The 25,430-nt window shown below is 71.0% G+C and carries 25 protein-coding genes; 13 read left to right on the top strand and 12 right to left on the bottom strand.

Annotated elements, in window-relative coordinates; all coding sequences use genetic code 11:
• Window positions 1-8: 8 nt before the first annotated feature.
• A complete protein-coding gene (locus M3667_RS04115; protein ID WP_164481587.1) occupies window positions 9-146 on the top strand; it encodes a hypothetical protein in 138 nt (45 codons plus the stop codon).
• A gap of 71 nt (window positions 147-217) precedes the next feature.
• Here M3667_RS04115 and M3667_RS04110 read toward each other — a convergent pair whose 3' ends face one another.
• From M3667_RS04110 to M3667_RS04100, 3 genes are all read right to left on the bottom strand, one after another.
• Window positions 218-1,288 carry an epoxide hydrolase family protein gene (locus tag M3667_RS04110; protein ID WP_251505316.1) on the bottom strand — a complete coding sequence of 357 codons (1,071 nt, stop codon included), beginning with the start codon at window positions 1,286-1,288 and terminating at the stop codon, window positions 218-220.
• 63 nt (window positions 1,289-1,351) lie between these two features.
• Window positions 1,352-2,050, bottom strand: coding sequence for a TrkA family potassium uptake protein (locus M3667_RS04105; RefSeq protein ID WP_251505313.1), 699 nt, complete (start codon window positions 2,048-2,050; stop codon window positions 1,352-1,354).
• Entirely contained in the window at window positions 2,043-3,341 is a 1,299-nt protein-coding gene (locus M3667_RS04100; RefSeq protein WP_251505310.1) for a potassium transporter TrkG, read from the bottom strand. Before M3667_RS04100 ends, M3667_RS04105 begins: the two co-directional genes overlap by 8 nt.
• 218 nt (window positions 3,342-3,559) lie before the next feature.
• On the opposite strand from M3667_RS04100, the gene M3667_RS04095 reads away from it, so the two are divergent.
• Complete coding sequence (locus M3667_RS04095) at window positions 3,560-4,549, top strand: hypothetical protein (RefSeq protein WP_251505308.1); 990 nt, start codon at window positions 3,560-3,562, stop codon at window positions 4,547-4,549.
• A 33-nt stretch (window positions 4,550-4,582) separates the two neighbouring features.
• The gene (locus M3667_RS04090; RefSeq protein WP_251505305.1) at window positions 4,583-5,356 is read left to right on the top strand and encodes a hypothetical protein; all 774 of its coding nucleotides are present in this window, start codon (window positions 4,583-4,585) and stop codon (window positions 5,354-5,356) included.
• 100 nt (window positions 5,357-5,456) lie between these two features.
• On the opposite strand, the gene M3667_RS04085 is transcribed toward M3667_RS04090, so the two are convergent.
• A complete protein-coding gene (locus tag M3667_RS04085) occupies window positions 5,457-5,717 on the bottom strand; it encodes a DUF3253 domain-containing protein (protein ID WP_251505303.1) in 261 nt (86 codons plus the stop codon).
• A gap of 47 nt (window positions 5,718-5,764) precedes the next feature.
• On the opposite strand from M3667_RS04085, the gene M3667_RS04080 reads away from it, so the two are divergent.
• Entirely contained in the window at window positions 5,765-6,496 is a 732-nt protein-coding gene (locus M3667_RS04080; RefSeq protein ID WP_251505300.1) for a DUF2071 domain-containing protein, read from the top strand.
• A gap of 52 nt (window positions 6,497-6,548) precedes the next feature.
• On the opposite strand, the gene M3667_RS04075 is transcribed toward M3667_RS04080, so the two are convergent.
• The 4 genes from M3667_RS04075 to M3667_RS04060 all read right to left on the bottom strand — a co-directional run bounded on the left by M3667_RS04075 (window position 6,549) and on the right by M3667_RS04060 (window position 10,606).
• On the bottom strand, window positions 6,549-7,454 hold the full coding sequence (locus tag M3667_RS04075) for a glycine betaine ABC transporter substrate-binding protein (protein ID WP_251505297.1): 906 nt from the start codon (window positions 7,452-7,454) through the stop codon (window positions 6,549-6,551).
• A 137-nt stretch (window positions 7,455-7,591) separates the two neighbouring features.
• Window positions 7,592-8,566, bottom strand: a complete 975-nt coding sequence (locus tag M3667_RS04070) for a proline/glycine betaine ABC transporter permease (RefSeq protein ID WP_251505294.1) — start codon at window positions 8,564-8,566, stop codon at window positions 7,592-7,594.
• On the bottom strand, window positions 8,563-9,873 hold the full coding sequence (locus tag M3667_RS04065; RefSeq protein ID WP_251505290.1) for a glycine betaine/L-proline ABC transporter ATP-binding protein: 1,311 nt from the start codon (window positions 9,871-9,873) through the stop codon (window positions 8,563-8,565). The genes M3667_RS04070 and M3667_RS04065 overlap by 4 nt, the downstream gene beginning before the upstream one ends.
• A gap of 427 nt (window positions 9,874-10,300) precedes the next feature.
• Entirely contained in the window at window positions 10,301-10,606 is a 306-nt protein-coding gene (locus M3667_RS04060) for a chorismate mutase (protein WP_251505288.1), read from the bottom strand.
• A gap of 80 nt (window positions 10,607-10,686) precedes the next feature.
• Between M3667_RS04060 and M3667_RS04055 the strand changes: the two genes are divergently transcribed.
• Window positions 10,687-11,811 carry an AI-2E family transporter gene (locus M3667_RS04055; protein WP_251505285.1) on the top strand — a complete coding sequence of 375 codons (1,125 nt, stop codon included), beginning with the start codon at window positions 10,687-10,689 and terminating at the stop codon, window positions 11,809-11,811.
• A 28-nt stretch (window positions 11,812-11,839) separates the two neighbouring features.
• Here M3667_RS04055 and M3667_RS04050 read toward each other — a convergent pair whose 3' ends face one another.
• Together M3667_RS04050 and M3667_RS04045 are read right to left on the bottom strand one after the other, a co-directional pair.
• Entirely contained in the window at window positions 11,840-13,039 is a 1,200-nt protein-coding gene (locus M3667_RS04050; RefSeq protein ID WP_251505282.1) for a beta-propeller fold lactonase family protein, read from the bottom strand.
• On the bottom strand, window positions 13,039-14,325 hold the full coding sequence (locus tag M3667_RS04045; protein WP_251505281.1) for an adenylosuccinate synthase: 1,287 nt from the start codon (window positions 14,323-14,325) through the stop codon (window positions 13,039-13,041). Before M3667_RS04045 ends, M3667_RS04050 begins: the two co-directional genes overlap by 1 nt.
• Window positions 14,326-14,434: 109 nt before the next feature.
• Here M3667_RS04045 and M3667_RS04040 point away from each other — a divergent pair, with 109 nt between their 5' ends.
• The 6 genes from M3667_RS04040 (at window position 14,435) to M3667_RS04015 (ending at window position 20,769) form a co-directional block, all read left to right on the top strand.
• Window positions 14,435-15,133 carry a Pr6Pr family membrane protein gene (locus tag M3667_RS04040; protein WP_251505266.1) on the top strand — a complete coding sequence of 233 codons (699 nt, stop codon included), beginning with the start codon at window positions 14,435-14,437 and terminating at the stop codon, window positions 15,131-15,133.
• A 35-nt stretch (window positions 15,134-15,168) separates the two neighbouring features.
• The gene (locus M3667_RS04035) at window positions 15,169-15,837 is read left to right on the top strand and encodes a peptidylprolyl isomerase (RefSeq protein WP_251505263.1); all 669 of its coding nucleotides are present in this window, start codon (window positions 15,169-15,171) and stop codon (window positions 15,835-15,837) included.
• An 81-nt stretch (window positions 15,838-15,918) separates the two neighbouring features.
• Window positions 15,919-17,361: an argininosuccinate synthase gene (argG, locus tag M3667_RS04030; protein WP_251505261.1), complete on the top strand. Its 1,443-nt coding sequence runs from the start codon at window positions 15,919-15,921 to the stop codon at window positions 17,359-17,361.
• Window positions 17,362-17,618: 257 nt separating this feature from the next.
• Window positions 17,619-18,224: a TetR/AcrR family transcriptional regulator gene (locus M3667_RS04025; protein WP_251505258.1), complete on the top strand. Its 606-nt coding sequence runs from the start codon at window positions 17,619-17,621 to the stop codon at window positions 18,222-18,224.
• Window positions 18,221-18,835, top strand: coding sequence for a hypothetical protein (locus M3667_RS04020; RefSeq protein ID WP_251505255.1), 615 nt, complete (start codon window positions 18,221-18,223; stop codon window positions 18,833-18,835). Before M3667_RS04025 ends, M3667_RS04020 begins: the two co-directional genes overlap by 4 nt.
• Window positions 18,832-20,769, top strand: a complete 1,938-nt coding sequence (locus M3667_RS04015; protein ID WP_251505252.1) for a YhgE/Pip domain-containing protein — start codon at window positions 18,832-18,834, stop codon at window positions 20,767-20,769. Before M3667_RS04020 ends, M3667_RS04015 begins: the two co-directional genes overlap by 4 nt.
• Window positions 20,770-20,880: 111 nt before the next feature.
• On the opposite strand, the gene M3667_RS04010 is transcribed toward M3667_RS04015, so the two are convergent.
• Both M3667_RS04010 and M3667_RS04005 read right to left on the bottom strand, forming a co-directional pair.
• Window positions 20,881-22,350: an ATP-binding protein gene (locus M3667_RS04010; protein ID WP_251505249.1), complete on the bottom strand. Its 1,470-nt coding sequence runs from the start codon at window positions 22,348-22,350 to the stop codon at window positions 20,881-20,883.
• Window positions 22,347-23,081: a response regulator transcription factor gene (locus M3667_RS04005; protein ID WP_251506497.1), complete on the bottom strand. Its 735-nt coding sequence runs from the start codon at window positions 23,079-23,081 to the stop codon at window positions 22,347-22,349. The genes M3667_RS04010 and M3667_RS04005 overlap by 4 nt, the downstream gene beginning before the upstream one ends.
• A gap of 122 nt (window positions 23,082-23,203) precedes the next feature.
• On the opposite strand from M3667_RS04005, the gene M3667_RS04000 reads away from it, so the two are divergent.
• Window positions 23,204-24,661 carry an ABC transporter permease gene (locus M3667_RS04000; RefSeq protein ID WP_251505247.1) on the top strand — a complete coding sequence of 486 codons (1,458 nt, stop codon included), beginning with the start codon at window positions 23,204-23,206 and terminating at the stop codon, window positions 24,659-24,661.
• 33 nt (window positions 24,662-24,694) lie between these two features.
• A complete protein-coding gene (locus M3667_RS03995) occupies window positions 24,695-25,402 on the top strand; it encodes an ABC transporter ATP-binding protein (protein WP_251505245.1) in 708 nt (235 codons plus the stop codon).
• The last annotated feature ends 28 nt before the right edge of the window (window positions 25,403-25,430 follow it).

Here is a 25,430-nt window from a genome sequence, read left to right as displayed (position 1 = left end):
GACGCGCGATGACCGACGAAGACGACGACATGACCGTGTTCAGCGACAAGCGTCAGAAGCGCGTCAAGATCACCGCGTGGGTCGTGATCGGCGCGCTCGTGCTCACCGGCGGCGGTGCCACGGTGATTTCGCTGATCCTCGGCTGAGCACCGCGATCCCCGCGTGAGGGGTCATCTCCTGTCGCCTGGCGAGCGCCGCGGCGACAGAAGATGACCCCTCACGCGTTCTCGAGCAGGGCGCGGAGGTCGGCGGCGAGCATCGCGGGGTGCTCCATCGCGCCAAAGTGCCCGCCCGAGGGGAAGCGCGTGAACCGCACGGTCGGATACCAGCGCCGGGCGAACGACTCGACCCCGTGATCGAGGTCGTGGGGGAAGAGACCGAACGCCGTCGGCACGCTCACCCGGCCGGCCGGCGGGAAGCGCCGTCGGTCGAAGTACACGCGGGCGGCGCTGCCGGCCGTGCGGGTGAACCAGTGCACCGACAGGTTCTCGAGGATCAGCTCGAGGGGGATGCGTTCGAACACGTCGCCGTCGCCCCAGGCCTGGAACTTCTCGAGGTACCAGCTCGCGAGTCCCGCCGGCGAGTCGGTGAGCGCGGCGGCGAGGGTCTGCGGCTTCGTGCGCTGCTCGGCGGCGTAGGCCCCCTCCGTGACCTCCCAGGCGGCAGCGGCATCCGCCCACTCCTTCTCTTCGGCCGACAGATCGTCGTCGTCGATCGTGTGCCAGAGCGGTACGTCGGAGAGGTGCAGACCCGTCACGCGGTCGGGGGCGAGCGAGGCGATCTGGTCGGCGATGGCGGTGCCGAGGTCGCCGCCGTGCACCGCGAACGACTGCACGCCGATATCGTCGAGCGCCGCGAGCACGCGCTCGGCGTTCCAGCGCGGGCCGCCCTCGTCGCGACCCGCCGGGTCGCTGAACCCGAAGCCGGGGATGCTGGGCACGATCACGTCGAGGTCGGCGAGGTGCTCGACCACTCCGCGGAAGCGCACGAAGCTGTCGGGCCAGCCGTGGATGAGCACGATCGCCGGCGCACCGGGCGTGCCCGAGCGCCACAGGTGCACGCGGCGTCCCGGGTCGCCGACGAGCAGGTGCTGCTCGTCACGCAGCCGCTGCTCGACGCGGCCCCAGTCGAAGTCGACCCAGGCGTCGAGTACGCGGCGCAAGGCCGAGGGACGCGTGCCGCGCGACCAGTCGTCGCCCACGTCGTCGGGCCACCGGGTCGCGGCGATGCGCCGTCGCAGGTCGTCGAGCTCGTCAGCGGAGGCGCGCGGGTCGAGGCGGCTGATCATGGGGTCCACCCTGACACGGCCAGCCCGACGACGGTCGAAGTCCGATCGGGGCCGCTCGACCCGTCAGGCGAGTGCCGCGAAGCGCTCCGTCTTCTCCACCGGGCCGATCACGATGAGCAGATCGCCCTCGTGGATGACGGATGCCGCGCCCGCAGCGTGCCATTCGCCGTCGGCGCCGCGGACCTTGACGATCGTCACGCCGTGCCGGCGCCGGACCGCGGACTGCTCGAGGCTCTGACCCACGAGCTCGCTCGGCGCGACGGTCTTGGCGACGACGAGATCCCGGTCGAACTCGACGTAGTCGAGCATCGAGCCCCGCACGAGGTGCGCGACACGGCGTCCCATGTCGGCCTCGGGGTAGACGACGTGCTCGATGCCGAGCTGCTCGAGGATCAGTCCGTGCTGCTCGCTGATCGCCTTCGCCCAGATCGAGCGGGCCCCCATGCGCTTGAGCAACGAGGTCGTGAGGATGCTCGCCTGGATGTCGGAGCCGATGCCCACCACCACGCGGTCGAAGTCGGCGACGCCGAGCTGCTCCAGGGCGACCTGCTTCGTCGAGTCGGCGCGCACGACATGCGTGAGTACGCCGTTCAGCGACTGCACGATGTCTTCGTCGGTGTCGATTCCGAGCACTTCACTGCCGCTGCGGGCGAGCTCGGTCGCCAGGGCACCGCCGAAACGGCCGAGGCCGATGACCGCGATCGACGACGCGGTGCTTCCGCGCAGTCGGCGACGGCTGAAGAACGGATTCGCGTTATCCAATGATCGGACGCTCCTTCGGGAGTTCGTACATGCGCTTCTCCCGCGACAGCGCCAGGGCGGCGCCGAGCAGGACGGGGCCGAGTCGGCCGATGAACATCAGGGCGATCAGGATGAGCTGGGCCAGCCCGGGCAGGTCCGCGGTGATCCCGGTCGACAGGCCGACCGTCGCGAACGCCGACACCACCTCGAAGAAGACGCGGTCGAAACTGAAGGGGCTCAGGAGCATGATCGCGAGGGTCGAGCCGACGACGAGGGCCACCGACAGCAGGGCGACCGTGAGCGCCTCGCGGTGGGTCGAGCGCGGCAGACGCTTGCCGAACATGTTGACCGCGGTCGCGCCGCGCAGCTCCGCCAGCACGATGAAGAGCAGCACCGCGAACGTGGTGATCTTGAGTCCACCCGCGGTTCCCGCGGGCCCGCCGCCGATGAACATGAGGATGTCGGTGACGAACCAGCTCTCGGGCATCATCTGCGAGACGTCGATCGAGTTGAAGCCGGCGGTGCGCGGCATGACCGACATCGTGAAGCCGGCGAGCACGCGCCCGCCCGGGTCGAGGGCGCCGAGCGTCGCTGGGTTCGACCACTCGAGGGCCGTCAGCACGACGGCCCCGCCGACGAGGAGCACGGCGGTGCCGACGAGCACCGTGACGGTGTTCAGCGTCCAGCGCCGGGGAAAGCGGAACCGTCGCCACAGCTCCATGATCACGGGGAAGCCGAGGCCGCCGAGGATGATCGCCCCGCAGATCGGCAGGCAGATGAACGGGTCGGTCGCGAACGAGATGAGGCTGTCGCTGAACAGGGCGAAGCCGGCGTTGTTGAACGACGACACCGCGTGGAACGCCCCCAGCCACAGCGCGTGCGGCAGCGACTGGTCGTAGGCCAGCCAGAACCGACCGGCGAGCAGCAGCGCCACGACCGCCTCGGTGGCCAGGGCGATGACCGCGACGCCCAGCAGCACGCGGCGCACGTCGCCGACGGCGACGGTGTGGGTCTCGCTCACGGCGGTGAGTCGTGTGCGCAGCCCGAGCCGGCGCGCCACGAGCAGCCCGAGCAGAGTCGCGAGCGACATGACGCCGAAGCCGCCGACCTGGATCAGCACCATGATGACCACCTGACCGAACGGCGACCAGAAGTTCGGGGTGTCGACGACGATGTGCCCGGTGACGCAAAGCGCACTCGTCGCGGTGAAGAGGGCCTCCATGAAGGTCGCCGACCGCTCCTGCGTGGCTGCGGGCAGGCTCAGCAGGCCGGTTCCGATGGCGAGGACGACGCCGAACGCGAGGGTGATCACCCGGCCCGGTGTGAGCAGGACGCGGGGTCGCGTCATCGCGGCCGGCCGGCCTGTGCGTCGTCCCTGTCTCACTGCCCCACGATCTCACATCCCCGCTGACCGTCCGTTCGGAGCGGTGGCCCTCGCGTGCTCGGGCGGCGCGACGGAGACGGGACCACTCCTGCGGATTCCGGCCTGACGCCCAGCGTGGTGTCGGAGGCCCGTCGTAGCATGGGCACGTGGAACCGCTGATGGCCCTGTTGGTCGACTGGTGGTGGATCGGCCCCGCAGCGGCCGGTGCGGGCACCGTCGGCTGGATCGGCGTGCGCCGCTCACGCCATCGCGCGCTTCCCGCCGGCACCACGACCACCACCGATCGCGCCGCCCGTGCGTGGGCCTCGCGTCCGCTGGGCAAGTCGGCCGCCCGCCGGCTCGAGCTCGACGCGGCGACGCTCGACCTGCAGACCGCCCGCACGGCGGTCATGCGCGGTCGCGCCGAGATCAAGGTCGCCGACGCCGAGGTCGTGCGCGCGCAGGCCGAGCGCGCGGCATCGCGCGTCTCGAACGACCAGGTGGCGGCCGCCCGGGCACGACTCGCCGACGCGCAGCGCGACCTGCGCGCGGCGATGGCCGAGGTGCGCGCCCGCCGCGCGGGCGTGAAGGCGGCGAAGGCGATGCTCCCGGCGATCCGCTCGGGCAGCGCGCCCCTGCCCGTCGCGCGGCTGCTCGCCGAGCACGACGCGATCCTGATGCGCTGGATGACGTACGAGACCGACCCGGCCCTCGCGATCGACTACCCCCAGATGAGCGATTCGCGCTCCCCCCTGCTCGCGGAGTTCCTCCGCGCGCACGAGCGGGCGCAGTGGCTCCGGCCGGCCTCGGTGCAGACCCGCCTGGCTCCCGCCGACTTCCTCGCCTATCGCGACGCCGTGCGCCGCACCGCCCACGCCTTCGATCGCGCGGAGCGGGCCGCGCGCCGTGGCGGAGAGCAGCCGCGGCTCGAGGCCGACGACGCGTGGGGCCGCATGGCATCCGACCTCGCCGAGACGGCGCAGCGCGCCCTCGCACGGTCGATGGAGTCGGTCGGTCGGGCAGCCGCTCGCACCTGGAGTGAGCGCGGCGCCAAGCGCGCGCAGAAGAAGACTCCGGATGCCGAGGCCCCCCGGCCGCAAGACGGCTCTGTCTGGCCGCCTCCCGCACGAGACCGGCCGCGCCCGCCCGCTTCCTGAGAGAGGCCGAGAACAGCGGCGTAGCATGGCGCCGTGAACGAGTTCTGGATCTTCGCCGGGCACTACTGGTGGCTCGTGTTCCCGGTGTTCGGGATGACGATGGGCGCCATCAATGCGCGCGTGAAGCATCGCGAAGTCACTGCTCGGCGTCGCCACCGCGAGCAGCTCGAACTGCTGAAGGCGCAGGGCGGAACAATGGCCGTCTCGGCCGCCGGCGGTGCTGGCGCGGCCGCGCCGATCGCCGCGGCATCCGTCGCCCCCACCGAGAGCACGCAGAAGCGCGTCATCGCCGCTCAAGACGAGGTGACGCATCGGTGGCTCGAATACGAGCTCGATGCCGCGAAGCTCATCAGCTACCCCGCGATGAGCGACGGCCGGCAGCCCCTCACGGCCGCCTTCCTGCGCGCGAAGAAGGTCGCCGACAACCTGCGTCCCGCCGACGGCGAGATCCTCTCGCCGGATCAGCTCAAGGAGTACCGCGACGCCGTCACCGACTACGAGGTCGCCTTCGACGTGGCCGAGCGCGACGCCCGCCGCGTGAAAGACGCCGCCTTCACCGCCGACGAGCGCAAACGCCTCGACACCGCGAAGAAGCTGCTCACGGTCGCCACCGACCAAGCCGCGACCCGCAACGAGCGACAGCTCGCCTACCGCCGCGTGCGCGAAGAGCTCGACGGCCTCATTCTGCTGTCCGACGACGCCGTCGACGTGCTCGAGAAGAAGGTCGCGCTCGAGCTTCCGCGCGAGCGCACCTCGCCCCCGGCATCCGGACCCTCGCCCGAGGCGGCGCCGGGCTCCGCCGCCTGAGCGACCGCCGCACGGGGCTCATCGGGGTCGTCGGCCCCCCGGCGGCCCTCAGCAGGCATGCGAACCCGATTCACGGGGTGAATCGGAGCGGCCGCCCCTGTCAGCGCACCCGCCGAATACGCACCGGCCCCCGCGCCGTGGTCACGTCGACCACCTCGCCCTTCTGCGTGACCTCGACCTCGCCGAGCTCGACCAGCGCGTGCGCGGCGTCGCGCGCGGGCTGCATGAGGTCGCGCCACTCGTCGCCGCCGACCGCTCGCGCGGCCTCGGAGGGGCAGATGGTCTTGTCGGCGTCGCGCGCGGCGAGCAGTTCGCGAATGGATGCCACGAGGCGGGGATCCGCAGCAGATGACGAGGCCATGTGTCCAGTGTCCCCCCGCGAAAAGGGGCCGGGGCCAGACTGTCCCGGTGATCACCAAGCGCCACGCCCCCGACCTGCCCGGACGCGCCGTCATCGCGCAGCGCTGGAACCGCGCGATCTTCGTTCACTGGCGCATCGATCCGGCGGAGGTCGCCCTCCTGCTCCCGCCGGGCACGCGCCCTGATGTGCACGACGGCTCGGCGTGGGTCGGCCTCGTGCCGTTCGTGCTGAGCGAGTTCCGGTTCCTTCCGCTGCCCCCGGTGCCGTTCGTGGGCTCGTTCACCGAGATCAACGTGCGCACCTACGCCGTCGATGATGAGGGGCGTCGCGGGGTCGTGTTCCGCACGCTCGAGGCTGAGCACCTCGCCCCGGTGCTCGCGGCGCAGGCATTGTTCGGCCTGCCCTACCGCTGGGCGCGGGCGGGGGTGCGCACCGACGGCGCACGGATCGAGTACCGCTCGCGGCGCCACGGGGGTCGGCATCCGTCGACCCGGGTGCGGGCGGCCCTCGGCACCGAGACGGTCGACACTCCGCTGTCGCGCTTCCTCACCGCGCGGTGGGGGTTCCACGAGCGACACCTCGGCCGCACGATCTGGGCGGCCAACGCGCACGAGCCCTGGCCCCTGGTGACCGCCGAGCTCGAGGCGCTCGACGATGACCTCGTCGCCGACTCCGGCTTCCCGCAACTGGCCGGACGCGCGCCCGACTCGGTGCTGGCCATGCCCGCCGGTCACCCCGGTTTCATCACGCGTTTCACGGGGGCGCACGCGATCGGCTGACACGACGAAGCCCCCTCCGCGAGACGGCGGAGGGGGCTTCGGGCGGAACGCGTCAGTCGCGCTGCGTCGAGAACGCCTCGGGGTACTTCTCGAGCCACGCGTCGACGGCCTCCGCCTCGCGGCCCTCGCCGTACTCGTTGACGACGAGGTCTTCGAGCGAGCCGTACTGCTCGTCGTCGAGCTGGATGCCCTCGATGAGCTCAGCGGCATCCGGGTACTTCTCGGCGAAGCCCGCCGTGCCGAGGAAGTGCAGCGCCTCGGGGTCGCCCATCAGACCCTGGGGGTCTTCGAGGTCTTTCACGTCGTAGGCGTCGTTGGCCCAGAACGGACGCCACAGCGTGACGGCGATGTCCTTCTGCGCCGAGATGGCGTTGTCGAGCTCGGTGAGCATCGCCGCGGTCGACGAGGTGACGAGCTCGAAGTCGCCGTCGAGGCCGTAGCCGGGCAGCATGGTCTCCTGCGTCTGCTTCGTCAGACCGGCTCCCGGCTCGATGCCGTAGATGCGGCCGTCGAAGCGTGCGGCGTTGGCCTTGAGCTCTTCGATCGAGTCGATGTCGACGTAGCTGGGCACCGCGATCGTGAGCTTGGCGTTGTCGTAGTACGCGCCGAGGTCTTCGATCTTGTCGCCGTAGCGGTCCATGTACGACTTGTGCGTGAGCTCGGGCCAGGCCGAGGGGTAGATGTCGACGTCGCCCTGGGCGAGACCGGTGTACAGGGGGCCGGCCTCGGTGAGCGTCTGCATCTCGACGTTGTAGCCGAGCTTGCCCAGCTGGTCTTCGAGCAGGTACGCCGTGCTCAGGCCGTCGGTCCACGAGGGCAGGAAGCCGAGCGTGATCGTGCCCTTCTCGCCGTCGCCGCCGGTGCCGCCTTCGGCCTGGTTTCCGCTGGCGCAGCCCGCGAGGGCGAGGGCGCCCACGGCTCCGAGGGCGAGGGCTGAGGTGAGGTGTCGCTTGTTCATTGCTGTGTTCTCTTCCGTTTCGTATGTGATTCCGTAGGTGCCTCCCCGCGTGGGGGGTCGGTTCCTGTCGCCTGGCGCAGGCCTGAGCGACAGAAGATGACCCCTCACGCGGAGAAGAAGGGGGCGGATGCCGGAGCTCAGCGCCCGGCCGACACCGGGGTGCGGCGGGTCGGGGTCTGCTCGCGGTCCGCAGGCTGCGCGGCATCCGTCGACTCGGAGGCCGGAGTGGTTGCCGCACGCGCGGCGCGGCGACGGCCCAGCACACCGAGCAGCGATCCGGTGTTGTCGGCGCGGTTGCCGAGCGCGGCGGTGAGGCGGTCGAGGTACACCGCGAGCACGACGACGCTCAGGCCGGCTTCGACGCCCTTAGGCAGGTTGACGGTCGAGATCGACTCGACGACCTCCTTGCCGAGGCCGTCGGCTCCGACGATGCCGGCGACGACCGCCATCGACAGCGCCAGCATGATGACCTGGTTGATGCCGGCCATGATCGTGGGCATCGCGAGCGGCAGCTGGATGCCGCGCAGGATCTGGCCCGGGGTGGCGCCGAAAGCGTGACCCGCCTCGACGGTCTCGGAGTCGACGCCCCGGATGCCGAGCTCGGTCAGACGCACGCCGGGGGGCAGCGCGAAGATCACGGTCGACACGACACCCGGCACGACGCCGATGCTGAAGAACGTGATGGCGGGGATGAGGTAGACGAACGCGGGCATCGTCTGCATGAAGTCGAGGATCGGCTTCAGCACGGCCCGCACCGTGGAGTTGCGCGCCGACCAGATGCCGAGCGGCACCGAGATCGCCACGGCGACGACCGTCGCCACCAGCACGAGCGCGAGGGTCTGCATCGCGGTGACCCACTGGCCCATCGCAAGGATCAGGGCGAACCCGATCACGGTGCCGAGTGCGAGCTTCCACGAGCGCAGGAGCCAGGCGAGCAGAGCCGCCACCACGATGACCACGACGATGGGCGCGGCGAGCAGCACGTCGCTGAGGCCGCCGACGAGGAAGCGCACCACGAGGGCGATCACGTCGAACAGGCCCGAGAGGTTGTCGCGGAGCCAGTCGACTCCGGAATCGACCCACACGCCGACGGGAATGCGGAAGCCGTTCATCGGGCGACCTCCTGGTTCTCGGGCGACGTGGCATCCGGCGCATCGAGCACCGCGTCGATCTCGGCGGAGGGCAGGGGCTGGGGCAGCACGGTGAGCTCCTCGGTCGAGGTGGGTCCCGGGCCGAGAGCGGCGAGCAGAGTGACGCGCGGGATGACGCCGCTCAAGCGGCCCTCGGTGTCGAGCACGGCCAGCGGGAGCGGCGACTCGACCGAGGGGACGAACAGATTCATCAGCACCTCGTCTTCGTGCACGCTCTGCGGCAGCGGCTTGAGCTTCGACAGCAGCGAGCTCTCGCCGGCGCGCACGAGCGTGATCGCGTCGCGGTCGGTGATGATGCCGAGCGGCTTGCGATCGCGGTCGGTGACGTAGACGGCCGACATATAGGCGTCGCGCATCTGGCGCAGGGCCGTGCGCGGACCGGCCGAGGCCTCGACGCGCGGACGCGGACGCTCCATGACGTTGCCCGCGGTGAGCACGCGGGCACGGTCGACGTCCTGCACGAACTGCTCGACGTAGTCGTTGGCCGGGTCGGTGAGGATGTCTTCGGGCGTGCCGATCTGCACGATGCGCCCGTCGCGCATGACCGCGATGCGGTCGCCGAGGAACATGGCCTCGTTGAGGTCGTGGGTGATGAAGACGATCGTCTTCTTCAGCGTGCGCTGCAGCTCGAGCAGCTGCTCCTGCATCTCGCGGCGGATGAGCGGGTCGAGGGCGCTGAACGCCTCGTCCATCAGGAGCACGTCGGTGTCGGCGGCGAGGGCGCGGGCGATGCCGACGCGCTGCTGCATTCCCCCCGACAGCGCGGAGGGGAGCTTGTCGCCCCAGCCCTCGAGTCCCACGAGGGCGAGGATCTCGTTCGCCTTGGCGAGACGCTCGGCCTTGCCGACGCCGCGCAGTTCGAGCGGGTAGGCGACGTTGGCCGCGACCGTACGGTGCGGGAGGAGCGCGAAGTGCTGGAAGACCATCGCGAGACGATCGCGGCGCAGCGAGCGCAGACGCGACGAGCTCACGCCGGTGAGGGCATCGCCCTGCACCTCGACGGTTCCCGCGGTGGCCTCGTGCAGGCCGTTCAGCATGCGGATGATCGTGGACTTGCCGGAGCCGGACAGGCCCATGATGACGAAGATCTCGCCGGGCTGGACCTCGAAGCTGGCGTCGATCACGGCGGCGGTCCCCTGCTCGGAGACCTCGCTGCGCGAGGAACCGGCGCGGAGTTTCTCGACGGCGGCCTGGGGAGCGCGGCCGAAGACCTTGAACAGGTTCTTCGCCGCGAGGGCGGGTGTCGATAGGGCAGGCGGGTGGGTCACTGTGTGCACCTCAGCGGCCTTCGGGTGGCCGCAGCGGTCACGCCCGGGTGGCAGCCGTCGGCGCTCTCCGGGGGGCGGAGCACGTCGGCACCGAACATCGGGTCCGGTGCCCAGGCCGCCGACCGTACGCTCACCGGGTCGACTCCCCCGAGTCGTCACCGGCGACCGCGGACTGGTCGGGTGGGCGGCCCCGTCAAGGGCCTCCACCAACGTTTCATGCCATGGATCGCCTGGCAAATCCCCGGTCGGCTTGAAATAGCGGATGCCGTGTGGCACGCGCGCACGTGTGAACCGGTGCGCTCCGTCAGTGGGGGTCGACCGTCGCGGCACGAGGCCCGGGCGTGTTGCGACGCCCCTTGCGCGAAGGCCCGGGGATGTGGCATCTGGAACCCGTCGCGCCCGGCGGGAGGGCCAACCGGGCGCGGCGTCAGTCGGCGGCGGGCTGCTCTGCGGCCGAGCGGTGGTGGCGGATGACCTCGGCCACGACGAAGTTGAACCACTTCTCGGCGAAGACCGGATCGAGCTCGGCGTCTTCGGCCAGACGCATCAGACGCGCGATCTGCTGCTCTTCACGGGCGGGGTCGGATGCCGGCATGCCGTGCTTCGCCTTGAGCACGCCGACCTGCTTGGTGCAGCGGAAGCGTTCGGCCAAGAGGAAGATCAGCGCGGCGTCGATGTTGTCGATGCTGCCCCGCAGCCCCTGCAGGATGGTCGAAGCGTCGGCGTCGGTCATGTGGCCTCCCAGATCGCCTCGACCCTACCGCGCCGCGCGCGCCCCCGAGCGCGGCTCCCAGGGAGTCCTACAGTGGCACCATGAGCCGATCGACGCGCCCCGACCCCACCGCCGAAGGCGCGGACGCCGGGGCGTCCACCTCGCGCGACCGACCGATGTGGTCGGCGCTGTCACGACCCTACGCGGCGGGCTTCTTCCTCACGCTCGGCGGTCTGACCGCGTTCCTTCTCGCCCTGGCTCTCGGCCAGCTCTCGACGGTGCTCATCTACATCGCGATCGCGCTGTTCGTGGCCCTCGCGCTGGACCCCCTCGTGCGCCTCCTCGTGCGCCGCGGGCTCTCGCGCGCGTGGTCGATCGTCATCGTGTTCGGTGGCCTGGCCGTCATCCTCGCGGGGGCGCTCTGGCTGCTGATCCCGCCGGTCGTGCGGCAGGTCGAGCAGTTCGTCGGGGACATCCCCTCGTTCGTGAACGACCTGATCGACAGCGAGGCGGTGCGCTGGGTCGAGACCAACTTCGGCGACAGCCTGGGCGACATCCTCAAAGAGATCCAGAACTTCGCCACGAACCCGTCGAACATCGCCGCGATCGGCGGCGGCCTGCTGCAGGTCGGCATCGGGATCGGCGAGTTCATCTCGGGCGCGATCATCGTGCTGGTGTTGAGCCTGTATTTCCTCGCCTCGCTGCCGAAGATGAAGAACACCCTCGTGCGCCTCAGCCCCGCTCGAAGCCGCGAAACCGTCGCCGACATGACCGGGCAGATCACCGACTCGGTCGGTGGCTACCTCGCCGGCATGGTCGTGCTGGCCCTGTGCAACGCGGTGTTCGCGTTCATCGTGTTGACCATCCTGCAGCAGCCGTTCGCCGCCCTGCTCGCGGCCCTCGCCTTCGGCATCACGCTGATCCCCCTCGTCGGATCGGTGCTCTTCTGGGCGACGGCGACGCTGTTCACTCTGCTCGTGAGCCCGACGGCCGGTCTGTGGTTCGCGGTGATCTATCTGGCCTACATGCAGGTCGAGGCATACATCCTCACGCCTCGCGTCATGAACCGCACGATCTCGATCCCCGGCGCGCTCGTCGTCATCGGCGCACTCGTCGGCGGCACGCTGCTCGGACTGCTCGGCGCCCTCGTCGCGATCCCGGTGACGGCCTCGGTTCTGCTGATCATCAAGCAGATCGTCATCCCCCGCCAGGACGCGAAGAAGTAGCCCGAGCGCGACCAGAGCGCGCGCAGGCTCAGCGCCGGGGCAGCAGCCGCGTCGGCGACGGCGACGGCGTGCGGTGTCGTACGCGATCGGGGACCCCGGTGCGGGCGTCGAGCGGGAGCGAGACGATCTCGTCGGCGAGCTGACCCGCGACGAGCAGCGTGTCGTGGACCACCACGTGGTGTCGGGGCCAGTGCGTGCCGGTCTCGGCGAGCGCGAGCAGTTGCAGGGCTTCGCCGCCGCCGCGCACCGACAGCACGCCGACGGTGTCGCTGCCGCGCACGCCGGCGTACAGCGTCGTCCCGTCGCGGCCCATGCTCAGCTCTGCGGCGGTGTCGGTCTCGAGCGAACCGAGCAGCGGCTCCCCCGACACGACGCTCCAGCGTCCCTCGCGGTCGGCGCCCAGCACGAAGACCTCGCGGCTCAACTCGGTCACGACGTAGAAGAAGCCCGACGGATGCCACAGACCGTGTCGTGGTCCGCTGCCTTTCGGTAACACGACCTCTTGCATGAGACGCAGGCCCTGGGCGCCGGAGCGCCAGAACCGCACGAGGTCGAGCCCCATGTCGGTGGTGGCGATGAGGCCGCCCGGCAGGAAGGTGGCCTGGTGGGCTCGCGAGACGCGATCACCCGCGAGAGCCTCTTCCGACTCGGCATCCGTCTCGGGCACGTCGTCGTAGCCGGGCACGAGGTGCGAGAACTCCTCGCCGACCGCTTCGCGCACCGCGCGCGCGGCCGCGGCCAGATCGGGCACGACCGCCCCCGAGACGCGTGCGCCCGTCGACAGGGTCGGACCCTCGGTCGACGAGCCGTACGGGTCGACCGCCTCGGCGGCGATCTGCGGGCGGGAGGGTCGCCCGACGGCGTCGAGGTCGATGCGCACGATGCGACCGTCGCCCCAGCAGCTCGCGATGAGGAACGACGCGTCGGGAGAGACGGCCACGTGGCACACCGCGGCACCCGCGTCGACGGGCGCGCCGACCGCCGCGAGCCGCGTCTCGGACGTCCGCCGGTAGGCCTGCACCGTGCCGTCCGACTCGAGGGCCGCGTAGAGAAGGTCGTGCGTCGGGTGCGCCGCGATCCACGACGGCGAGCCGGGCGCGGCCACGGCCGTGCCGACCATGCCCAGCGGGCCACCGGCGCTCTGCGCGTCGGCCTCGCCCGCCTGCAGGACGCCGATGCCCTCGGCCGAGCCCGCGTCGGAGGCGTACGCGCCGACCCAGAAGCGCATCAGTCGATGAGGTCGTGGCGCACGATCACCTGGTCGCGGGCGGGGCCCACGCCGATGACCGAGATGCGGGTTCCGCTCATCTTCTCGAGCGCCAGCACGTAGTCCTGCGCGGTCTGCGGCAGGTCGTCGAACGTGCGGGCCGACGAGATGTCTTCGCTCCACCCGGGGAAGTTCTCGAGGATCGGCTTCGCGTGGTGGAAGTCGGTCTGGTTGACCGGGAGGTCGTCGTATCGAACGCCGTCGACGTCGTAGGCGACGCACACGGGGATCTGCTCGAGACCGCCGAGGATGTCGAGCTTGGTCAGCACGAGGTCGGTGATGCCGTTGATGCGCGTCGCGTAGCGCGTGATGGGCGCGTCGTACCAGCCGACACGGCGGGGGCGACCGGTGGTCGTGCCGAATTCGAAGCCGCGCGAGCGCAGCCAGTCGCCGCTCTCGTCGAACAGCTCGGTCGGGAAGGGTCCGGAGCCGACGCGCGTCGTGTAGGCCTTGACGATGCCCACGATGCGGTCGAGGCGGTTGGGGCCGACGCCCGAGCCGGTCGAGGCGCCGCCGGCGGTCGCCGACGACGAGGTCACGAACGGGTAGGTGCCGTGGTCGATGTCGAGCATGGTGGCCTGGCCGCCCTCGAACACCACGACGTCGCCCGCTTCGAGAGCGTCGTTGAGCAGCAGCGACGTGTCGGCGACCATGGGGCGCACGCGCTCGGCGTACGACAGCAGGTCGTCGACGACCTCGTCGGCCGTGATCGACCGGCGGTTGAAGATCTTCACCAGCAGGTGGTTCTTCTGGTCGAGGGCACCCTCGACCTTCTGACGCAGGATGTTCTCGTCGAAGAGGTCTTGAACGCGGATGCCGACGCGGTTGATCTTGTCGGCATAGGCCGGACCGATGCCGCGACCGGTGGTGCCGATCATGCGCTTGCCGAGGAAGCGCTCGGTGACCTTGTCGAGCGTGCGGTGGTACTGCGTGATGATGTGCGCGTTGGCGCTGATCTTCAGGCGGCTCGTGTCGAGGCCGCGCGCGTTGAGCGCCTCGAGCTCGTTGAAGAGCACTTCGAGGTCGACGACGACGCCGTTGCCGATCACGGGGTTGACGCCCGGAGACAGGATGCCGCTGGGGAGCAGGTGGAGCGCGTACTTCTCGTCGCCGATGACGACGGTGTGACCGGCGTTGTTGCCGCCGTTGAACTTCACCACCCAGTCGGTGCGCTCACCGAGCAGGTCGGTGGCCTTGCCCTTGCCTTCGTCGCCCCACTGGACGCCGACGATCACGATTCCGGGCATGAGTGCTCCTCGCATGTTGTCCGGCGGTACACCTCATCCTATCGAGCGGGTCCGACACGGCCCCGCGCAACCCCGGCACACCGGGCGCGCATCTCGCTAGCCTGGGCGCATGATCCGCTCTCGGGGATGGGCCACCGGCTGGAACGCGGCGCGCGTGGCGATCGCCGCGCTCATCGCCGTCGCGGTCGTGGCGCAGTTCGTCTCGACGTTCAACGAGGCCCTCGCTCGAGGTCGCGACACCGCGACGGTGGTCGCCAACTTCTTCAGCTTCTTCACGATCCTCTCGAACGTGTCGGCGGCGATCGTGCTGGTGCTGCTGGGCGTGCGGTTCTTCGCCCGGCGACGCCGCGTCGAGGTCGATCCCGCGGGGCTCGCGACCGCCCTCGCCTTCGTCTCGACGTACATGATCGTCACCGGCATCGTCTACAACCTGCTGCTGCGCGGACTCCCCCTGCAGCCCGACACCGTCGGCTGGTCGAACGAGATCCTGCACGTGTGGGGGCCGCTGTTCCTCCTGCTCGACGTGCTCCTCGGGCCCGGCCGACGCCGCTTGGCCTGGGCTGCTGCCTTCGGCGCGGCGATCTTCCCGATCGTGTGGATCGTCTACACGCTGCTGCGCGCACCGATGATCACCAACCCCACGACGGGTGCGCCGTACTGGTACCCCTACCCCTTCCTCGACCCGAACTCCGGCGGGTGGGGGAGCGTGGTGGTCTACATCATCGTGATCGCCGTCGCCATCATCGCGTTGGCCTTCGGGGTGGTCGCGATCGGGCGGGCACGCGGCATCCGGATGCCGAGCACGTAGACGACCTGACGCCTGCGACGCCTACCCTAGGACGCGTGCGTACACGACTGACGTCCGCGGCCCTGGCCGCCTCCGCCCTGCTCCTGCTCGCCGGATGCGCGTCGGGCACCTCCGGCGATGCGGCTCCCGCTCCCGCCTCGAGCGTCGCGTCGGGCGACTGCTCGTACGCGGCGTCGGGTCAGGCCGCGGCCGATGCGACCCCGCCCGCCGACGGCGCCGACCGCCCCACCGGCGACATCGCCGCCGTGCTGCAGACCTCCGCGGGCGACATCCCGATCACCCTCACGGGCGAGCGCACGCCGTGCACCGTCGAGAGCTTCGTCTCCCTCGCGCAGCAGCAGTACTTCTCGAACACCGAGTGCCACCGCCTCACCACCGAGGGCATCTTCGTGCTGCAGTGCGGCGACCCGACCGGCACCGGACGCGGCGGTCCGGGCTACCGCTTCGCCGACGAGCTCGACGGCAGCGAGACCTACCCCGCCGGCACGGTCGCGATGGCCAACGCCGGCCCCGACACCAACGGGTCGCAGTTCTTCCTCGTGTATGAGGACACCCCGCTGCCGCCGAAGTACACGGTCTTCGGCACGATGTCGCCCGAGGGCCTCGCCGTCGTGCAGAAGATCGCGCAGGCGGGAACGGCCGGCGGCGCCTCCGACGGCGCCCCGGCGAACCCGGTCACGATCACCGGCGTGACGATCGGCTGACCCCTTCTCCCCCGCCCTCGCGGGGGCGCGAGTTCTCCACCGAATCGGGTCTCGGCATCCGCCCGCTCTAGACTTGAGGGCATGTCCAAGGTCCTTCAGTCCCTTCCCGTCGGCGAGCGCGTCGGCATCGCGTTCTCGGGTGGTCTCGACACCTCGGTGGCCGTCGCGTGGATGCGCGACAAGGGCGCCGTGCCCTGCACGTACACGGGCGACCTCGGGCAGTACGACGAAGACGACATCGCCTCGATCCCGGGCCGCGCCACGCAGTACGGCGCCGAGGTCTCGCGCCTGGTCGACTGCAAGACGGCGCTGGTCGAAGAGGGCTTCGTCGCCCTCGCGTGTGGCGCGTTCCACATCCGCTCGGGCGGACGCACCTACTTCAACACCACGCCGCTGGGCCGTGCCGTCACCGGCACCCTGCTCGTGCGCGCGATGAAAGAAGACGGCGTCGACATCTGGGGCGACGGCTCCACCTACAAGGGCAACGACATCGAGCGGTTCTACCGCTACGGCCTGCTCGCCAACCCCGCGCTGCGCATCTACAAGCCCTGGCTCGACGCCGACTTCGTCACCGAGCTGGGCGGGCGCAAAGAGATGAGCGAGTGGCTCGTAGCGCACGACTTCCCCTACCGCGACAGCGTCGAGAAGGCGTATTCGACAGATGCCAACATCTGGGGCGCCACGCACGAGGCCAAGACCCTCGAGCACCTCGACGTCTCGCTCGAGATCGTCGAGCCCATCATGGGCGTGCGCTTCTGGGACCCCGAGGTCGAGATCGAGACCGAAGACGTCACCGTCGAGTTCGAGGCCGGTCGCCCCGTCGCGATCAACGGCACGCGCTTCGCCGACCCGGTCGAGCTCGTGCGCGAGGCCAACACCATCGGCGGCCGCCACGGCCTGGGCATGAGCGACCAGATCGAGAACCGCATCATCGAGGCCAAGTCGCGCGGCGTCTACGAGGCCCCGGGCATGGCCCTGCTGTTCCTCTCCTACGAGCGCCTGGTCAACAGCATCCTGAACGAAGACACCCTCGCGACGTACCACGAGCAGGGTCGTCGCCTCGGTCGCCTCATGTACGAGGGCCGTTGGCTCGAGCCGCAGTCGCTCATGCTGCGCGAGTCGATCCAGAAGTGGGTCGGGTCGACCATCACCGGGTCGGTCACCGTGCGCCTGCGCCGCGGTGAGGACTACACGATCCTGAACACCGTGGCATCCGGAATGTCGTACTCGCCCGAGAAGCTCTCGATGGAGCGCGTCGGTGACGCAGCCTTCGGCCCGGTCGACCGCATCGGCCAGCTCACCATGCGCAACCTCGACATCGCCGACTCGCGCGCGCGTCTCGAGCAGTACGCCGCGATGGGCCTGCTCGGTGGCCCCACCGGCGAGCTGGTCGGTGACGTGACCGCGGGTGGCGCGCAGGAGATCACCGAGTCGGCCTCGCCGCTCGACGCGGCCGGCGAGCGCCTCGCCGACGCGACGGATGCCGCGGGCGAAGGCGCCGCGTTCGACGCCGGCACCGACTGACGACCCCCTTCGACGAGAGCCCGCGGCGCCCCTCCAGCGCCGCGGGCTCTTTCGCGCGTCCGGCACCCCGCTCCGCGCGCTCCCACGCGCGTGAGGGGTCACGAACTGTCGCCTCCGAAGCCTCTCGGCGACAAGAACTGACCCCTCACGCGCCGGCCCTCCCTCTCACCGCGCGTGAGGCCCGCCCGCAGACAGAGTTGGACGCCGCAGGATTAACTTGCACACTAGCGTGCACTTTCGGCGTACACTGATCATCCGTGAGCACCCCTACCCGCCGTGACGCCGTCGAGAACCGCGCCGGCATCCTCAGCGCCGCCACTGCGGCCATCGGCCACGACCCGCGCGCCTCGATCGACACAATTGCCCGCCGCGCCGGCCTCTCGCGCCGCGCCCTCTACGGCCACTTCGACGACCGCAACGCGATCGTGCGCGAGGTCATCGCCGCGGGAGCCGCCCGCTTCAACGCCATCGCCGACGAGATCGACGACGCCGACTCCCGCGTGGCGCTCGCCCGCCTGGCATCCGAGCTCTGGCGCGAAGCCGCCCACGTGCAGGCCGCCGCCGCCCTCGCACTCGACGATGCGCACCTCGCCGAGACCTCCGCCGCACTCGCCCCGCTCCGCCGTCGCATCGTCGCGATCGTGCGCCGCGGACAAGACGCCGGCGAACTGCGCACGGATCTTCCCGCGCCCACCCTCGCGCGCCTGCTCGAAGAGACCGGCCGCATGGTCGTCGCTCGAGTGGACGCCGGCTCCTCGACGGCCCGCTCGATCGCGGTGTGCGCCGTGCTCGGCATCGCCGGGCTCTCGTGGACCGAAGCGCGCGCCCTGCTGGAGCAGCACCCCGACCTGGAGGCGCAATGAGAATCGTCCTGACCGCCGTCGCGAAGGGCCGCGCGCAGAGCGTGCTGCCCGAGACCACCACCGCCTTCGAGACCGGCTCGGCCACGCTCGTCGTCGCCGAGACCGAGCAGCGCCCCACGGTGCTGGGCCTCGTGGCATCCGGCCGCATGAAGATCGACAGCGGCTCCGTCACGATCGACGGACGAGCGGATGCCGGCGCCCTCCGCCGCCGCGTCGCCCTGGTCGACGCCCCTATCGTCTCGGAGCCCGAGGCGAACGTCACCGTCACCGGCGTCGTCGCCGAGGAGCTGATGTTCGCGGGGCACGCCCCCACCCCCTTCGCGGCAGCGCGGTGGCTCGAGGGCATCGGCCTCGACGCGATCGCGAGCCTTCCGATCGGCAACGTCGAGCCCGCCGCCCGCGTGCGCCTGCTGCTCGAGCTCGCCGCCCTCCGCACCGACGTCGAAGGGTTCGTGCTGGTCGCCCCCGACCGCCACGGCGGTGAGCCCCTGGACTGGTGGCGCATCGCACAGGAGTTCGCCGAGCGCGGCTACGCCGTGCTCGTGGTGGCCGGGCACGCCTCGCGCACGGCGATCGACGCCATCGACCAGACCGCGGAGGCCGCGCGATGAAGATCCCCCAGATGATCACGGCCGAACTGCGCCGTCTCACCTCCACCCGCATGTCGGTCATCGCGCTCATCGCGCTGCTGGCCGTGCCCATCCTCTACGGCGGGCTCTACCTGTGGGCCAACCAAGATCCCTACGGCAACCTCTCGAGCGTGCCGGTCGCCCTCGTGGTGAACGATCAGGGCGCCGAGGTCAACGGAGCCGAGCGCAACCTCGGCGACGAAGCGGCCGACCAGCTGCTCGACAGCGACACGTTCGAATGGCATCGCGTCTCGACCGAGCAGGCCGACCAGGGCCTGCAGCGCGGCGACTTCGACTTCGTGGTGACGCTCCCCTCCGACTTCACCGATGCCGTCGCCTCGCTCTCGAGCGACAGCCCGCGCCAGGCCGACATCGAGCTGCGCACCAACGACGCCAACAACTACCTCGCCTCGACGATCGGCACGCAGGCGGTGGCGCGCATCCAAGCCTCGGTCGCGCAGAAGGTCGTCGACGAGGCCGGGCTCACCCTGCTCGACGCCCTGCACACCATCCGCGTGCAGCTCGTAGACGCCACGACCGGCGCGACGCAACTGGTCGATGGACTCGGCACCGCGAAGAACGGATCCTCGCAGCTCGTAAGCGGCTCGACGCAGCTCGCCGACGGATCCGCTCAGCTCGCCGACGGAACGGCGCAGTTGTCGGCCGGCGCGGCGCAGCTGAAGGACGGCACCGCGCAGCTGCGCGACGGATCCGCCCGCGTCGCCGACGGCGCCCAGCAGGTCGCCGGCGGTGTGGACCGCATCGACGCCGCCGCCCGCCAGGTCGGCTCGATCGCGGGCGACGCCGCGGCCCAGCTTCCGCAGGCGCGCTCCGACATCGCGAAGGCCCTGACCGACGCCGGGCTCGACAAGGCCCGCGTCAACGAGATCCTCTCGCGCCTCGACCCCGTCGGTGATCGCCTGCAGAGCGCCAACACCCGCGTGCAGGACACCGTCGCGCAGATCAACCAGCTCGACGACGGCGCGCGCCAAGTGGCATCCGGAAGCGCCACCGTGGCCGCCGGAGCCGCCACCGCCGCAGACGGGGCCTCGGCCCTCGCCGACGGCGCGGCGTCCGCGGCATCCGGAGCCTCTCAGCTGCGCGACGGATCCGCCCAGCTTCGAGACGGCGCGACCCAGCTCGACGACGGCATCGGCCAGCTCTCCACCGGCGCCACCCAGTTGCGCGACGGGCTGGCCTCCGGCGTCGAGCAGATCCCCGACTCCGACGACGCGACCCGCCAGGCGCAGGCCGCGGCGATCTCCGACCCGGTCGCGGTCGGCACGAGCTCGGTCACCAAGGCGCAGAACTACGGCGCAGGACTCGCCCCGTTCTTCGCGGCCCTGGCCGGCTGGATCGGCATCTACGCCCTGTTCCTCATCGTCAAGCCGGTGTCGAAGCGAGCGATCACGGCTCTGCGCTCCCCCATCCGCGTGACGCTCGCGGGCTGGCTCACGCCCGCGGGCCTCGGGGCCCTGCAGATGGTCGGCCTGTTCACCGTGCTCGCGATCACGCTGCAGTTCTCGTTCGCGAATCCATGGGCAGCGCTCGGCATCCTGCTGTTCGCCTCGGCGACGTACGCGGCGATCGTGCTCGCGCTCAACGTGTGGCTCGGTTCGGTCGGTCAGTTCCTCGGTCTCGTGCTCATGGTGCTGCAGCTCGTCACGGCCGGCGGCACGTTCCCCTGGCAGACGCTGCCCGCGCCCCTCGCGGCGCTGCACCACGTGCTGCCGATGGGATACGTGGTGGATGCCATGCGGCAGGTCATGTACGGCGGAGACCTCACGCGGGTCGGGCCCGACCTGCTGGTGCTGGGCGCGTGGATGGCCGGCGGCGTACTGCTCGCGGCGATCGGCGTGACGCGCATGACGCATCACCGCACGCTGCGCGACCTGCAGCCGAGCCTGATCGGCTGAGGCGCGGTGCGCCCCCCAGGTCCCTGAGCCCACCGAGGTCCCTGAGCTTGTCGAAGGGACCGGCCCCCGCTTGCTCCCGGTGGCTTCGACACGCTCAGCCACCTCACTGCCTCACGCGGGCAGACGCACCTCGAACACCGTGCGGCCCGGCGCACTGTCGACCGTGATCGACCCCCCGTGGGCGGTCACGATCGCCTGCGCGATCGAGAGGCCGAGGCCCGTGCTGCCCTCGTCGCGGTTGCGCGCGTCGTCGGCACGGGCGAAGCGGTCGAACAGGCGCTCTGCGACGCCGGGGTCGATGCCGGGTCCGGCGTCGGTCACACTCAGCACGGCCTCGGCGCCGTCGCGCGCGAGCGAGAGGGTCACCCTGGTGCCGGGAGGGGTGTGCACCTGGGCGTTGCGCAGCAGGTTGGCGACGACCTGGCGCAGGCGATTCGCATCGCCCGTGACCGAGATGAGGTCCTCGCTCACGTCGAGCCGCCACTCGTGCGTGGTCGCCGCCGCTTGCGCATCGCTCACGGCGTCGACGGCGAGCAGTGTCAGCTCGACCTCGTCGCGGCGCAGGGGCTGTCCGGCATCCAATCGCGCCAACAGCAGCAGATCGTCGACGAGCGAGGCCATGCGCTGCGCTTCCGACTCGATCCGGTCGAACGACCGCGCCTGGGTCGGCGTCATCGGCGCGTCCTCACCGAGGGAGAGCTGGGCGTAGCCGCGGATGCTGGCCAGGGGCGTGCGCAGTTCGTGACTGGCATCCGCGATGAACCGGCGCAGCTGCTCCTCGCTGTGCTGGCGCGCGTCGAGCGAGCGCTGCACGTGAGCGAGCAGGTCGTTCAGCGACGCCCCCACCCGGCCCACCTCGGTGGCGGGGTCGGTGTCGGGCGGCGCGACGCGGTCGGCGATGTCGACGCTGCCCGCATCGAGCGAGAGCGTCGAGACCCGCTGGGCGACATCGGCCACCCGGTCGAGGGGTCGCAGGCTCCGACGCACGAAGAGCGACAGGCCCAGGATCGCGGCGACGAGCACGACGGCCCCGACCGCCGCGAGGATGACCGTCAGCGCCGAGGTCGTCGCGCTCACGTCGGCCTCGGATTCGCCGGCGAACACCGTCGTGCCGTCGCGTTGCGCTCCCGCGACGCGGAAGGTGCCGAGATCGCCGCCGAGGTCGACGCTGGTGGGGGTGCGGTCGGTGGCCACGGCGGTTGTCAGACGCGCGATCTGGTCGACGGTGAGCGCGACCTCGGTGCCGTCGGATCGCGTGTAGCCCGAGCGTGAGACGCTGCCGTCTGCCGCGATCACCGCCTGCAGCGAGCCGACGCGAGGCGCGGGCCCGGTTCCGTCCGAGCCGGAGCCGAACGAGCCGGATCCGGATGAGCCTGCGCCAGGTGGCCGCAATCCTCCGTCGGACCGCGACGAATTCGCCACGAACGACAGGCTCTCGCGCACCTGCTGGTCGAGCCGGTCGAAAGCGAACGAGCGCAGTGCCACGATCGTGGCGACGCTCATGATGACGAAGGCGAGCGCGACGAGCAGGCTCGTGCCGACGACGAGCGTGCGCCGCAGCGTCCACCGGGCGCGGGTCACGGCGCTTTGATCGTGTAGCCGACGCCGCGCACCGTGTGGATCAGCGGGTCGCCGAGGGTGTCGATCTTCTTGCGCAGGTACGAGATGTATATCTCGACGACACTGCCGTCGCCGCCGAAGTCGTAGCTCCACACTTCGTCGAGGATCTGCGCCTTGCTGAGCACGCGGCGCGGGTTCTGCATCAGGTAGCGCAGCAGTTCGAACTCCCGTGCGGTGAGTTTGATCGGGATGCCGCCGCGTTCGACCTCGTACGCGTCTTCGTCGAGCGTCAGGTCACCCACCCGCAGCCGAGGGTCGGCGTCGGCGACGGCCGCCACGTGCCGGCGGGCCATGCCGCGCAGTCGCACGACCACCTCTTCGAGGTTGAACGGCTTCGTGACGTAGTCGTCGGCCCCGGCGGAGATGCCCGCGATCCGGTCTTCCACCGCGTCCTTGGCCGTGAGGAACAGCACGGGGGCGTCGTTGCCGGCGGCGCGCACGCGCGCCAGCAGCCCCATTCCATCGAGCCCCGGCATCATGACGTCGAGCACCATCAGGTCGGGTTCGAAGTCGCGGATGACGTTCAGCGCCTCCTGGCCGCTCGCTGCCGTGCGGGTGTCCCAGCCCTCGTTCTGCAGGGCCATGCGCAGCAGCTCGCTGAGGTTGGCCTCGTCGTCGACGACGAGCGCGCGGATCGGCGAGCCGTCGGGGCGGGCGAGGGGGGCGGGGCGGGAGGTCACGGATGCCAGCATGCACTCTCCCGCGACGCGGTGCCACCGCGTCATACGTCCTTCATAGAAACCGTGAGGGGGCGGTGAGGGTGGCGTTCCTACTTTCGCTCCGACGGCCGCATCCCGCGTCCGGAAGGAGACCCATGTACGGCACGTACCTCCGGCGCGAACTCGCCGGCCGCACCAAGCAGACCGTGATCGTCGCGGTCGGACTCGCGATCGCCATCGCGCTCGTCATCGTCGTGAACGCCCTGTCGGCGGGCGTGCGCGATGCCCAGACACAGGCCCTCTCGTCGGTCTACGGCGTCGGCACCGACCTGACCGTCACCGGCGCGCAGACCCAGCCCGGCGAGGGCGGTGGAGCCCGCTTCGACTTCGGCGCGCAGGACGGCACCACCACCGACGGCACGACCACCCTGAACCAGTCGCGTCTCGTCGCGGAGCGTCAGCGCGCGACCCTCGACGCCTCGACCGTGACCACCGTCGCCGACATCGACGGCGTCGCGTCGGCGACCGGCGCCCTGTCGCTGACCAACATGACCTTCTCGGGCGAGATCCCCCAGCGCGACACGGGCACGGGCACGACCGGATCGGCCCCGACCGACGGCGGCGGCCAGCCCCCGGCGGACGGACAGGGCGGGGGCAACTTCGGGGTCGACTCCTTCAGCGTGCTCGGCGTCGACCCCGCGGCATCCGTCGGCCCCCTCTCGGCCGTCACCGTGAGCGAGGGCCGCGCCCTGACCGGTGCCGACGCGGGCAGCGACGTCGCGATCGTCGACGCGACCTACGCGGCGAGCGCGGGCCTCGCCGTGGGCGACACCGTCGAGGTCGCGGGAACCGCCGTTCAGGTCGTCGGAATCGTCGCCTCGGCCTCGGCCGACGCCGACACCGCCGCGAACGTCTACCTCCCCCTCGACGTCGCCCAGTCGCTGGCGGGCGTCGGCGACGTGGTGTCGACCGTGTACGTGCAGGCGGAGTCGTCGGATGCCATCGACGCGGTGCAGAGCCAGATCACGGCTGCGCTTCCCGACGCCACCGTCAGCTCCGAGTCGCAGCTCGCCTCCACCGTCTCGGGCTCGCTCTCGAGCGCGTCGACGATGATCTCGAACCTGGGCACCTGGCTCTCGCTGGTGGTGCTGCTGGTCGCGCTGGCGCTGGCGGTGCTCTTCACCATCTCGGGCGTCGCGCGTCGAACGCGTGAGTTCGGCACCCTGAAGGCGATCGGGTGGTCGAACGCCCGGATCGTGCGGCAGGTCGCGGGCGAGTCGCTCGCGCAGGGCCTGCTCGGCGGCGTCGCGGGTCTGATCCTCGGGCTCGGCGGCATCCTTCTCGTCAACGTGATCTCGCCGACCCTCTCGGTCGCCGCGAGCACGACGAGCGGGCCGGGCCGCGGTGCGGGAGGTCCCGGCGGCGGGGCCGGCGGCGGATTCGGACAGGCTGCGGCGCAGGCCACCGAGGTCGTGCTCCACGCTCCGGTCACCCCCATCGTCGTGCTCGCCGCGGTCGGCATCGCGGTGCTCGGCGGCGTCCTCGCCGGAGCGTTCGGCGGGTGGCGCGCCGCTCGTCTCAGCCCCGCCGCAGCCCTGCGTTCGGTCGCGTGAGCGGCATCCACCCCCCTTCAAAGGAGACAGACCATGAGCCTCACCGTTCCCACCCGCACCGCCACCGCCTACCGCCTCGAGGGCGTCACGCGCACCTACCGTCAGCGCGATCGCACCGTGCAGGCCCTTGCCGGCGTCGACCTCGAGATCGAGGCCGGGGACTTCGTCACGATCCAGGGGCCGACCGGCGGCGGCAAGTCGACCCTGCTGCAGATGCTCGGCGCGCTCGACCGCCCCTCGAGCGGCGCCGTCGTGCTGGGCGAGGTCGACATCGCCCGCGCCTCGAACGCGCAGCTCTCCCGCCTGCGCGCGGAAGAGATCGGCTTCGTGTTCCAGGGGTTCAACCTCATCCCCACCCTCACCGCCGCCGAGAACGTCGACATGGGCCTCGAGCCGCTCGGACTCGATCGTGCCGAGCGGCGACGTCGGGTGACCGAGGCGCTGACCCGCGTGGGTCTGGCCGACCGGGCCGACCACCGCCCCGGCGAGCTCTCGGGCGGTCAGCAGCAGCGCGTCGCGATCGCCCGCGCCACCGCCAAGCAGCCCCGGGTACTGCTCGCCGACGAACCGACCGGCAACCTCGACGAGGCGATGCGCGACGAGATCCTCGACGTGCTCGAGGCGCTGAACGTGGAGGGGCTGACCCTGATCGTGGTCACCCACGACTCGGCCGTCGCCCGCCGCGCCCGCCGGCGCCTGCGCCTCGACAAGGGTGTCGTGACCAACATCACACGCGACTGATCAGACCGGCCCGGGGCCCCGCCTCCCC

Source organism: Microbacterium sp. P26 (assembly GCF_023712585.1).
Classification (GTDB): Bacteria; Actinomycetota; Actinomycetes; order Actinomycetales; family Microbacteriaceae; genus Microbacterium; species Microbacterium algihabitans_A.
The sequence above is the reverse complement of the archived record's forward strand: the minus strand, read 5'-3'. Positions and strand labels throughout refer to the sequence as shown.

Bases quoted from the DNA above. Each gene is read 5' to 3' on its own strand.
- M3667_RS04050 (WP_251505282.1), bottom strand. From the start codon at position 13,039: ATGCGCTTCTGGGTCGGCGCGTACGCCTCCGACGCGGGCTCGGCCGAG.
- M3667_RS04060 (WP_251505288.1), bottom strand. From the start codon at position 10,606: ATGACCGACGCCGACGCTTCGACCATCCTGCAGGGGCTGCGGGGCAGC.
- M3667_RS04110 (WP_251505316.1), bottom strand. From the start codon at position 1,288: ATGATCAGCCGCCTCGACCCGCGCGCCTCCGCTGACGAGCTCGACGAC.
- M3667_RS04005 (WP_251506497.1), bottom strand. From the start codon at position 23,081: ATGCTGGCATCCGTGACCTCCCGCCCCGCCCCCCTCGCCCGCCCCGAC.
- M3667_RS04040 (WP_251505266.1), top strand. From the start codon at position 14,435: ATGATCCGCTCTCGGGGATGGGCCACCGGCTGGAACGCGGCGCGCGTG.
- M3667_RS04000 (WP_251505247.1), top strand. From the start codon at position 23,204: ATGTACGGCACGTACCTCCGGCGCGAACTCGCCGGCCGCACCAAGCAG.
- argG (WP_251505261.1), top strand. From the start codon at position 15,919: ATGTCCAAGGTCCTTCAGTCCCTTCCCGTCGGCGAGCGCGTCGGCATC.
- M3667_RS04045 (WP_251505281.1), bottom strand. From the start codon at position 14,325: ATGCCCGGAATCGTGATCGTCGGCGTCCAGTGGGGCGACGAAGGCAAG.
- M3667_RS04055 (WP_251505285.1), top strand. From the start codon at position 10,687: ATGAGCCGATCGACGCGCCCCGACCCCACCGCCGAAGGCGCGGACGCC.
- M3667_RS04085 (WP_251505303.1), bottom strand. From the start codon at position 5,717: ATGGCCTCGTCATCTGCTGCGGATCCCCGCCTCGTGGCATCCATTCGC.
- M3667_RS04020 (WP_251505255.1), top strand. From the start codon at position 18,221: ATGAGAATCGTCCTGACCGCCGTCGCGAAGGGCCGCGCGCAGAGCGTG.
- M3667_RS04075 (WP_251505297.1), bottom strand. From the start codon at position 7,454: ATGAACAAGCGACACCTCACCTCAGCCCTCGCCCTCGGAGCCGTGGGC.
- M3667_RS04115 (WP_164481587.1), top strand. From the start codon at position 9: ATGACCGACGAAGACGACGACATGACCGTGTTCAGCGACAAGCGTCAG.
- M3667_RS04015 (WP_251505252.1), top strand. From the start codon at position 18,832: ATGAAGATCCCCCAGATGATCACGGCCGAACTGCGCCGTCTCACCTCC.
- M3667_RS04070 (WP_251505294.1), bottom strand. From the start codon at position 8,566: ATGAACGGCTTCCGCATTCCCGTCGGCGTGTGGGTCGATTCCGGAGTC.
- M3667_RS03995 (WP_251505245.1), top strand. From the start codon at position 24,695: ATGAGCCTCACCGTTCCCACCCGCACCGCCACCGCCTACCGCCTCGAG.